Below are 9,578 nucleotides of genomic sequence, written 5' to 3'. Positions count from 1 at the left end.
CGATCGCTCTCAAATATGGGCAAGAATTCAGGTAGGCGCGCTCGAACATTTGCCCATAAGCGCCATGACGCTGAGTCCGAAATTGGCCCATCGCGACAAATCTAACATCCCGATGAGGTCCGCTCTCAGGCGAAGCCGACTAGATTTGCTCGTCGCAAGTATTGCGGCTCGTGACCCTTAACGGAAGTCGGCCTCTTGGCAATGGTGCGTCTAGTCGTGTCCCCTTCCGGCCATCCACCGTTGGCAGATATCGGACACCATTCGGCGGATCAGATGCCTCGCGGGTCGGTGCCTCGGTTCGAGGCAACGTAGTCAATCTCGCCGCGCGTAGTGCCGATATCCTTCAGCTCCCAGTCGCTCAGGTCGCACAAGGCGGTTCGTACCCTCTGGCGTTCACGCCGCTCCAGAAGCGCACCCCAATATCTATTGAAAAAGCTGAAGATGCGCCGCGTCGATGCGGTCGTCTGCCCCAACCCTGTTGCACCATAGGTTGTGCTCATCGCGGCATCTCCTGGGTGTTGCTCTACCCCGCCGAGGGTGCCAAGGCCTGACCGAGCGCGCTTAACATTCGGCTTACATTTTCCTCACCGGCGGCTTATTCTTGGTGCCCACCCAAGGGATCCGCAGCTTGCGCTATCTCTTCGAGGAGTACGCATTCGACACCGACCGGCGCGAATTGCAGCGCGGCGCGAACGTCGTCTCCGTCACGCCACAGGTATTTGACCTGCTCGATTATCTGATCCGCAACAGGGAGCGCGTCGTCAGCAAAGACGACCTCATCAACGCCATTTGGAACGGGCGTGTCGTGTCCGATGCGGCGCTTACGACGCGTCTGAATGTCGCCCGGAGCGCGATCGGCGATTGCGGCGAGGAACAGCGCCTCATCAAGACGCTGCCGCGCAAAGGCTTCCGTTTCGTTGGGACAGTGCGGGAAGCGCGGAGGCCCGCAGGCCCGGAAGTCGCCGAACACCCAGAAGAATCGCCGAAACCCGCTCTTGCACTCCCCGATAAACCCTCCATCGCCGTGCTGCCGTTTGAGAACATGAGCGGCGACGTTGAACAGGAATATTTCGCAGACGGCATGGTGGACGACATCACTACTGCACTCTCGCGATTCAAGACGCTGTTCGTCATCGCGCGCAATTCGAGCTTTAGTTACAAGGGAAAAGCCGTCGATATTAAGCAGGTCGGACGAGAGTTGGGTGTTCGCTACGTTTTGGAGGGCAGTGTTCGGAAGGCGGCGGGGAAAGTCCGCATCAGCGGGCAACTGATCGACGCCACGAATGGGGCGCACCTTTGGGCGGATCGCTTTGAAGGTAACCTAAGCGATATTTTCGCACTGCAAGACATGGTCACGGAGAGCGTTGTTTCCGCCATTTGGCCCCAATTGCTTCGAACCGAAATCGACTTGGTGTCGCGGCGGCGGCCTAATGATCTCAGCGCCTACGATCTCGTTATGCGCGCGACTCCGCACTTTAATTCAATGACGCTGGATGGCTTGGCTGAGGCCGCGCGGTTGTGCCATGCTGCTTTGAAAATCGACCCTCGGTATGGCCTTGCTGCGATATTGGCAGGCTACTTCCACATCGTAAATGCTATCCGCAGCCGGGCAATTGATCCGAAGTCGGAGATGGCAGAAGGGATGCGACTTTTACAATTGGCACTCAGTATCGACGAGAATGACTCGAATGCGTTGAGCTTAATGGGCCGCGTATCGGTTTTTCTGTACGGCGATTTCGATGCCGGGATAGAGATGGTGGACCGAGCGGTCGCGCTTAACCCGAATCTAGCCTTTTCCTGGGACCAGCGAGGTTGGACTTACTATTTTGCATGCCGGGGAGAAGAGGCCATTCGGAGTTTTGAGCGTGCCATTCGCCTAAGTCCAGTAGACCCGTTGATCTTCTCATCATTTACGGGAATGGGGCTTGCATTCCTCATTCTTGGTCGATTCGATGAGGCGGTTGCAGCAGCCAAGAAAGCCATCCATAAGAACCCGCAACTTCCGACACCTTATCGGTGCCTAGCGGCAGCGTTGGCTCATCTAGGTCGCGAAGGAGAAGTGAGAGATGCGGTGGCTCGATTGCTTGATCGTCGTCCCAATTTTCGCATTTCTGAGTGGGCGGCGGGCCACCGACCTGGAAGGCCTCACCAGTTGTATGTCGATGGTCTCGTCAAGGCAGGCCTTCCGGAATGACGCGGCCGCACTCCCGTTGTTGGCCCTTTTCGGACCTCACGCAATTAAGACTTGAGTCCGGAATGCGCACCAAAGCGGACGTCGGCCGACGTACTCTGATTTTATGGGTTCACGCCCTAGCCCTTTGAATTGAGCACGACCGGCGGCGGCATAGGTGGCACAGGCGGAGGCGGACGGACCGAGCCTTCGAGCTTCAGCCGCTCCTCGACAACGGCAGGACCCGGCTCCATCACGGTGCAGCCCTTGTAGCGCTGCAGATCCGCCAGCGCATCGAGCCGCCTGCGTTCATCGATGAGCTGCTTGGGCGCATCGAGCGGATAACGCTCGTAGCCGTAGCCCGCCAGCGGCCCCGCCGCCAGCCAGTATTCCAGCCGGGCGGCGCGCCGCGCCGCATAACGGAAGGACGCCGCGATGCCGCTGCAGCTCATGGATTCATCGACCGGCAAAACGGCATAGGGCGGCGGTGGTTCGACGATTGGATAGGCATAGGTCACGCAGCCGGCCAGCGAGCAGGCCAGGCTCGCCGACAGCGAGAAATTCCTCAAACAGGTTGCGGCTCGCTTCCTCACTGTGACGTTATCCGCTGAAAGGTGTTGGCCGGCGTCCGCTCGCGCGACGTCGTATGCGGCATGTAGACATGCATCTTGCGCCGGTACTCTTCGGTCACGAGGCGGCTTTCGGTGCCGTCGCGGACCACCTTGGGGGTGATCAGGATGACGAGCTCGGTCTTCTGAACCTGATCGCCGCGGCTGGAGAACGCGGCGCCGAGCCCGGGGATGTCGCCGAGCAGCGGGATCTGGTTGCTGGTCTTGTTGGCCTGTTCCTGGATCATGCCACCGAGCGCGAGGACCTCACCATCATTGACAACGACGGTGGTCTTGACGCGGCGCTGCTGGATGGTCGGCGAGTCGATGCCGGATGACGTGGTCTTTACGACAGCGCTGACTTCCTGCTCTATCTCGAGCTGTACTCTGCCGCTCTCGTTGATGCGCGGCGTCACCGAAAGGATCACGCCGGTATCCTGCATGGTGATCGAATTGACGATCGCCGTTTGCGCCGTCACGACGCTGGTCGCGGTCTGCGTGGTGATCGGCACTTGATCGCCGATCTGCAAGCGGGCCGTCTTGTTGTCGAGAACCATCAGCGATGGTGTTGAAATCACATTGACGCGCGTAAGCGCGTTCAGTGCGCTGAGCGTCGACGCGATGCTGGCGGCGTTGACGGCATAGTTGAAGCCGGGAAAGACCGACGCCACGCCACCGGTGAGGGCATTCGTAAAAGTGGCCGTCGGCGTACGATTTTTCTGTAGCTGCCATTGCACGCCATATTGCAGCTTGTCGTTCAGCGTCACTTCGGCGATGACGGCTTCGATCAATACCTGGCTGGCGACGACATCCAGCCCCTGGATCACGCGAAGCACGCGCTGGTAATCCCGGTCATTGGCCATGATGAGGAGTGAATTCTTGGTCTCGTCGGCCACGATCTTGAGCGGCGGCTCGCCGTCCGGTGTACTACCGCTGGACGACGGAGGCCGTTCCATCGGATCCGCCGTCGGTGCATCCGGCTCGTTGTTCAGCGCACGCTGCAGGCTCTGCAGATCATTGTTGCCGGGATTGACACCACCACGAAGCAGCCCGGCTGCTGCGCCCTGATCCATGTCCGTCACCGAGCCGCCCGGTCCGAGCGGCCTGGCCGAGCTTGCCGAAAAGCTTGCCTGCCTCGACCGCGGTGAAACGCTGCGCGTCGGCTGCTTCACCACTTTCATTTCGTTCGAGAACATCGATTGCAGCACGCTGGCGAGCTCGGCGACGGGCCGGTTCTGCACCTGATAGACGTGAAGCTGCCGCTCGGAGCCGGCGGCCTTGGCATCGAGCCGCCTGATCCAGGTCTGCGCGCGCGGCAGGTAGCTCGGCTGCGACGTCACGACCAGGATAGCGCCGAGCCGGGTGTTGGCGATGAACCGCACGCGCCCCTTGAGCGGCCCTTCCTTTTCAGCCGCGAAGATCGCCTTCAATTCGTCGACCATCTTTTCCGGCTGGGGGGTTTTCACCGGGACCACGGCGAACGACATGCCCTTCATGACGTCGACATCGAATACCGAAATCGAGTCGAGCATGCTTTCGATCTCCGCCGGAGAGCCCTTGAGCGCGAGAATGTTGCGCTGGTCGTCGGCCTGCACGATGGCGCCTTTCGGCACCATCGGCTCGAGCACGCGGGCGACTTCGGTGGCGGAAACGTATTTCAGCGAAACCACGCGAATGCCGTTGCCGGCGATGGCGCTATCGGCCGGACCGTCGCCGGTCGCGATCGCGCCCGTTGCGGCCTGGTCGGCCGGCGCAATCCGGTAGGTGCCGCGGCTTTGCACCAGCACCGCGCCGATCGGCACCAGCGCGGTCTGGAACATCTCCAGCGCCTCGGCCTTGCTGACCGGTCGCGTTGTCTGCACGGAAATGACGCCGTCGACGCGGGGATCGACGACGTAGTTCACGCCGATCATGTCGCCGAGGACGGTTTTGGCCGCTTGCTGCAGTGGAACGCTCGCCAGATTGAGAACCACGTTCCCGTCGGCGCCGGCGGCCTTCCGCTTCGAATAGGTCCCGCCGATCATGCTGCCGCTGCCGCCGTCCATGACGGCAACCGCCTGCGACGAGGGTGACGGAAGCGGCACGGCCCCGGTTGGACCGCCGGCCTGGGCGTAGGTCTCTTCCAGAGACACCGGCTGGCCCGAAGTCAGCCTGGGTTGCGACACCGTCGTCAGGGGCGTCGCGATGGGGGTGGTGGTGCAGCCCGACACAACGAGTATTGCCGCCCAGCAGGCGGCTAATCTCGTCGCGAGGCTACGAGAAAACGACAAAGGAAAACCCCCAAACAAACTTCGCGCCCTGAAATAAAATGGCGCGTAAATAATCGGTAAAACATCATGGTTAATCGACAGTAAATCGGGGCCGCGCTGCGGGAGAGGCGCGAATCTGCAACGCCGCCGAAAGCATCTAGGCGGAGAGGAAAATCAGGGGGAGCAATGGACCCGTTTCGACCGAATAATATACACCCAAGGTAGAGTGAATATTTCGGCTTTTACCTCGGCGAGCGCCTGTGACGCTGGCTGGATCAGGACAAAGCTGCTACATTTAATTCCGGCTTTTGAGCCTGAATGTCAGGGATGACGGTATGACGAACCTTGTCGCAGTTCCCGTGAACGAGACCTTCTCGATCGTTGGAACGTGCATCAACTGCACCGCGCCGGCCAGCCTGCTGGCGACGATGACCATCATCGCCATCGGTGTTACGCTGGCCCTTCGCGCCGAGCGTCGCAGCGGCTTGTCCCGCAGCACCTGAGCGATCGGCCAAACTTTCAAGTGAGGTCGTCGGGCTCGTATTCGACGAACTTCTTGTAGATCCAGCGCCTGCCGTCGTGGCGGCGCCATACCTTGCCCCACAACAGCCGCCCGGTAATCGAGCGCCTCGGCACCAGGACTTTCCAGAGATGCCAGGTGTCCGCCCACGCCCGCTCCGGACTGAACGACGTACTCTGAAACAGATTGTAGCGGCTCATCGGAACTAACTCCGGCACAAAAGTGCAGGCCGCGCCGGCGCTGGCGACGGCGTGCTCACGCCTCAATTTGTCTGGAACGAAGGGAAGACAGCGCGGCTGTAATGCATTCGAGTTTGCGCCGGAGCTCGCACACTTCCCGATATTTTTTCGCGAGATCCTCGGGCCGAGTCCGCGATTTACGTTTTGTGACAACCTTCTGTTGCGGGCGATTTCGCTTCATGCTTCATCATAGCTCCGTCCGTGAACGGTTCAATTAAAGCCGCAGATTAAGCTAACCCATCAACCTTACCTGGCTGCATTCAACCTCAACGCGCACGGTCCCGGCAATCGATTTATGCGTCTCTACCGCGAGGGAACCCCGCAAATTGACGGGCGAAATCAAATAAACCATTCTGCCACGAAATGACGACACGGCCTCGCGCCCTTTCCTCATTTCATGTAGTGATACCGGTAAACCCATTAATCTCAACGAATTGAATGGCAAATTAATGCGCGCTGTATTGCTGGCCGGCGGCCTGGGAACCCGGTTTGCCGAAGAGACCGACATTCGCCCCAAGCCGATGATCGAAATCGGCGGCAAGCCGATCCTGTGGCACATCATGAAGATCTACTCCAGCCACGGCATCAACGACTTCATCATTTGCCTTGGCTACAAGGGCTACGTCATCAAGGAATATTTTTCCAACTACTTCCTGCATCAGTCGAACGTCACGTTCGACCTTCGCGAAAACAGGATGGAGGTTCTGCAGAAGCACGCCGAGCCGTGGCGGGTGACGTTGATCGACACCGGCGAAGAAACCATGATCGGCGGCCGCATCAAGCGGATCCTCCCCTACATCGGCGATGACGACGCGTTCTGCCTGACCTACGGCGACGGCGTGGCCGATATCGACATCACCGAAAGCATCGCCTTCCATCGCCGCGAGGGACGGCTTGCGACCGTGACCGGCACGCAGCCGCCCGGCCGCTTCGGCGCCATCAACCATCAGGGCCCCCGCGTTACCGGCTTCCAGGAAAAGCCGCGCGGCGACGGCAACTGGATCAATGGCGGCTTCTTCGTGCTTTCGCCCAAGGTCGGCGACTACATCGAAGGCGACGCGACCGTGTGGGAAAAGGAACCGATGACAAATCTGGCGAATGCAGGCCAGCTCAGCGTGTTCCTCCACGACGGATTCTGGCACCCGATGGATACATTGCGGGACAAGCGATATTTGGAAGATCTTTGGTCAAGCAATAAGGCTCCCTGGAAAAAATGGTAAAGAAGAAAGATTCCATGCGTATTCTTATTACCGGTTCGATGGGCTATGTCGGCCCTATCCTGACGCGTCACCTCCGGCAGAAATTTCCAGGCGCCGAACTGATCGGCTTCGATACCGCGTTCTTCGCCCACAATCTTACCGGAACGACCAGGCTGCCCGAGTCGCTGCTGGATCGCATACACTTCGGCGATATCCGCAACTTCCCGCCGGAGCTGCTCGATGACGTCGACGTGGTCGTCCATCTGGCTGCGATTTCGAACGACCCGATGGGCAAGGAATTCGAAGGCGTCACCGAAGCGATCAACGAAAAGGCCAGCGTCGCGCTTGCGCAGATGGCCGAGCAGCGCGGCGTCGGCCGCTTCGTGTTCGCCTCGAGCTGCAGCATCTACGGCGCCGCCGAAGGCCGCCCCAAGCGCGAAAGCGATTCGCTCAATCCCCTCACCGCCTACGCACGGTCCAAGGTTGCGATGGAAAATGCGCTTCGCGCCAGCAACGCGGGCGAGATGACGGTCACGTGCCTGAGATTTGCGACCGCCTGCGGCATGTCGGACCGCTTGAGGCTGGACCTCGTTCTGAACGACTTTGTTGCCGGTGCGCTCGCCACCGGCGAGATCACCGTGCTCAGCGACGGCACCCCGTGGCGGCCGCTGATCGACGTGGCCGACATGGCCCGCGCCATTGAATGGGCAATCGGTCGCGAGGCCGACCAGGGCGGACGGGTCCTCGTGGTCAACGCTGGCAGCAACAAGGGAAATTATCAGGTCCGCGATCTGGCGGAGGTCGTGGCCGCGGAATTGCCCGGGACAAGGGTGAGCATCAACACCGCGGCGCCGCCGGATTTGCGCTCCTATCAGGTTGATTTTTCGCTTTTTGCCGAACTGGCTCCGGCGCATCTGCCTGCGGTCCCGCTCGCACAGTCCGTCCGGAATCTCCACGCCGGGCTGAACGGCATGAAGTTCTCGGACAAGGAGTTCCGCACATCCTCGCTGATGCGACTGAAGACGCTCAAGGACCACATTGCGGTGGGGCGCCTGTCCACCGACCTCCGCTGGCAATAATCCTCGAAAGGCTCTCATCGTGAAGTTTCACCCTACGCCGCTTCATGGCGCCTACACGATCGAACTCGAAAAGCGCGGTGACGACCGGGGCTTTTTCGCGCGCTTCTTTTGCCAGAAGGAATTTGAAGCGGCCGGCGTGCCGATGTCGATCGTTCAGATCAACAACTCCCTGAGCGCGAAAGCCGGCACCCTGCGCGGGATGCATTATCAACTGGCGCCGGCCGCGGAGATCAAGGTAGTGCGCTGTATTCGCGGCGCGCTCTACGACGCCATCGTCGATCTGCGTCCGGACTCCCCGACCTTCGGCAAATGGTTCGGCGTCGAGCTCACAGCGGAAAACCGAACGATGATCTTCGTTCCGCAGGGCTTTGCACACGGCCTTATCACGCTCACCGACGACACCGAGGCTTTTTATCTGGTGAACGCGTTCTATTCGCCCGAGCACGAGCGCGGCTTGCGCTTCGACGATCCACGGTTTGGCATTGAGTGGCCGCGGCAGCCGGTGGAAATTTCGGACAAGGACCGTAGCTGGCCGGACTTCGACCCCGTCTTCCATGGCATCGAATCCCTGCGAGGCCTGACGTGAGAATCCTTCTGACCGGAGGCAGCTCGTTCACCGGTCTGTGGTTTGCGCGCAGCCTTGCCGCGAAAGGCCATGCCGTCGTCGCTCCCCTCAGGGGCAGCGACTATTCCGGGCTGCGCGGCAGTCGCGTTGCCGAGCTTCGTCGTGTCGCCGAGGTCATCGAGGACTGTCCGTTCGGCTCGGACCGCTTTCTCGATCTCGCTGGCACCGGCTCATGGGACCTGTTGTGCCAGCATGCGGCTCAAACAGGCGACTACCGCAATCGGGACTTCGACGTCATCGGCGCCGTCACCGACAACACAAAAAATCTTGTTGCGGTCCTGAAGAAGATGATGGATCGCGGCCCGGTGGCCGTTGTGCTCACCGGCTCGGTATTCGAGCAGGACGAGGGAGCGGGAGATACGCCGCTCAGGGCTTTCTCGCCCTACGGACTGTCGAAGGGCCTTACCTGGCAACACTATCGCTTCCTGAGCGAGACCTTGCATTTCAATCTCGGGAAGTTCGTGATCGCAAATCCCATTGGCCCGTTCGAGGAGCCGCGGTTCTGCAACTATCTGATACGCTCGTGGTTCAAGGGCGAAGTGCCGGCGGTACGAACTCCTTTGTACGTGCGGGACAACATTCATGTCGATTTGCTGGCGCAAGCCTACGCAGATTTCGCTGAGCGCGTGCCTCTGCGTCAGGGCATAACGAAGCTCAATCCGAGCTTCTATGTCGAGAGCCAGGGCGCGTTCGCGCAACGCTTCGCCGCCGAGATGTCATCCCGCCTTGGGGTCCCCTGCCCCGTCACGCTGCTGCAGCAGCAGGAATTCACCGAACCGATGGTCCGGATCAATACCGATCGGACTGACGGGGCGGAATTCGGCTGGAGCGAAGCGTCGGCCTGGGACGCCGAGGCCGAATTCTACAAGCAGGCCGCAAGATAGTTGCG

Annotated in this window: 10 protein-coding genes; 6 read left to right on the top strand and 4 right to left on the bottom strand. The window is 60.3% G+C overall.

Annotated elements, in window-relative coordinates; all coding sequences use genetic code 11:
- Window positions 1-269: 269 nt before the first annotated feature.
- On the bottom strand, window positions 270-500 hold the full coding sequence (locus CQ12_RS25100) for a DUF1127 domain-containing protein (RefSeq protein ID WP_057837970.1): 231 nt from the start codon (window positions 498-500) through the stop codon (window positions 270-272).
- Window positions 501-628: 128 nt separating this feature from the next.
- On the opposite strand from CQ12_RS25100, the gene CQ12_RS25095 reads away from it, so the two are divergent.
- Entirely contained in the window at window positions 629-2,194 is a 1,566-nt protein-coding gene (locus tag CQ12_RS25095) for a winged helix-turn-helix domain-containing protein (protein ID WP_057837988.1), read from the top strand.
- Window positions 2,195-2,310: 116 nt separating this feature from the next.
- On the opposite strand, the gene CQ12_RS25090 is transcribed toward CQ12_RS25095, so the two are convergent.
- Both CQ12_RS25090 and gspD read right to left on the bottom strand, forming a co-directional pair.
- Window positions 2,311-2,763, bottom strand: a complete 453-nt coding sequence (locus CQ12_RS25090; protein ID WP_057837969.1) for a hypothetical protein — start codon at window positions 2,761-2,763, stop codon at window positions 2,311-2,313.
- Window positions 2,760-5,048 (bottom strand): type II secretion system secretin GspD, encoded by a 2,289-nt coding sequence (gene gspD / locus CQ12_RS25085; RefSeq protein WP_157088475.1) that lies wholly within the window; start codon window positions 5,046-5,048, stop codon window positions 2,760-2,762. Before gspD ends, CQ12_RS25090 begins: the two co-directional genes overlap by 4 nt.
- A 314-nt stretch (window positions 5,049-5,362) precedes the next feature.
- Here gspD and CQ12_RS44170 point away from each other — a divergent pair, with 314 nt between their 5' ends.
- Complete coding sequence (locus tag CQ12_RS44170; protein WP_157088474.1) at window positions 5,363-5,530, top strand: hypothetical protein; 168 nt, start codon at window positions 5,363-5,365, stop codon at window positions 5,528-5,530.
- A 16-nt stretch (window positions 5,531-5,546) separates the two neighbouring features.
- On the opposite strand, the gene CQ12_RS25080 is transcribed toward CQ12_RS44170, so the two are convergent.
- Window positions 5,547-5,747 (bottom strand): hypothetical protein, encoded by a 201-nt coding sequence (locus CQ12_RS25080; protein WP_057837967.1) that lies wholly within the window; start codon window positions 5,745-5,747, stop codon window positions 5,547-5,549.
- Window positions 5,748-6,235: 488 nt separating this feature from the next.
- On the opposite strand from CQ12_RS25080, the gene rfbF reads away from it, so the two are divergent.
- Genes rfbF through CQ12_RS25060 form a run of 4 tightly spaced genes read left to right on the top strand, consistent with a single transcriptional unit; the run spans window position 6,236 to window position 9,573 of the window.
- Window positions 6,236-7,006, top strand: coding sequence for a glucose-1-phosphate cytidylyltransferase (rfbF, locus tag CQ12_RS25075; RefSeq protein WP_057837966.1), 771 nt, complete (start codon window positions 6,236-6,238; stop codon window positions 7,004-7,006).
- Window positions 7,007-7,020: 14 nt separating this feature from the next.
- Window positions 7,021-8,064, top strand: coding sequence for an NAD-dependent epimerase/dehydratase family protein (locus CQ12_RS25070; RefSeq protein ID WP_057837987.1), 1,044 nt, complete (start codon window positions 7,021-7,023; stop codon window positions 8,062-8,064).
- Window positions 8,024-8,650, top strand: coding sequence for a dTDP-4-dehydrorhamnose 3,5-epimerase (gene rfbC, locus CQ12_RS25065; protein ID WP_347337443.1), 627 nt, complete (start codon window positions 8,024-8,026; stop codon window positions 8,648-8,650). The genes CQ12_RS25070 and rfbC overlap by 41 nt, the downstream gene beginning before the upstream one ends.
- Window positions 8,647-9,573 (top strand): NAD-dependent epimerase/dehydratase family protein, encoded by a 927-nt coding sequence (locus CQ12_RS25060; RefSeq protein WP_057837964.1) that lies wholly within the window; start codon window positions 8,647-8,649, stop codon window positions 9,571-9,573. The genes rfbC and CQ12_RS25060 overlap by 4 nt, the downstream gene beginning before the upstream one ends.
- Window positions 9,574-9,578 lie beyond the last annotated feature (5 nt).

The organism is Bradyrhizobium jicamae (assembly GCF_001440395.1).
Classification (GTDB): Bacteria; Pseudomonadota; Alphaproteobacteria; order Rhizobiales; family Xanthobacteraceae; genus Bradyrhizobium; species Bradyrhizobium jicamae.
This window is presented reverse-complemented; position numbering and strand designations above follow the sequence as displayed.